1 protein-coding gene is annotated in these 451 nt (G+C 47.9%); it reads right to left on the bottom strand.

All coding sequences use genetic code 11. The annotated features are described in order from the left end of the window. Window positions 1-451 (bottom strand): VCBS domain-containing protein (locus A6D97_RS04940; RefSeq protein ID WP_206208206.1); only part of this gene is annotated, 451 nt, incomplete at both ends.

Here is a 451-nt window from a genome sequence, read left to right as displayed (position 1 = left end):
TGGATTATCTACGTCGGTACTGGTCAATGTTCCTGATGTCGTTACCGCTTTGTCAGTTTCATCCACACTGACCGTTGCGGTACTGACCGTCGCTTTATCATTGGTGCCATTAATTGTCACTTTGATCGTTGACGCTGTGCCATCAACAGACGACACCGTGAAGGTTTCTTCGACCTTATCGCCAACGTTTAGTTGATTAAACGCACTGTTGGCGGTGAACACCCAATGTCCACTGGCATCAATAGTAAGGTCGCCATTGGTACCTGAAATCGAATCCGGCGTGAACGTATTGTCTGGATTATCAACATCGGTACTAGTCAATGTTCCTGATGTCGTTACCGCTTTATCAGTCTCATCCACACTGACTGTTGCGGTACTGACTGTCGCTGCATCGTTGGTGCCATTAATCGTCACTTTGATGGTCGAGGGTGTGCCATCAACCGACGATACC

This window comes from Vibrio sp. ZF57, from assembly GCF_001691235.1.
GTDB lineage: Bacteria > Pseudomonadota > Gammaproteobacteria > Enterobacterales > Vibrionaceae > Vibrio > Vibrio crassostreae_C.
Note: the sequence above shows the minus strand (reverse complement) of the source record. Positions and strands in the feature narration are given on the sequence as shown.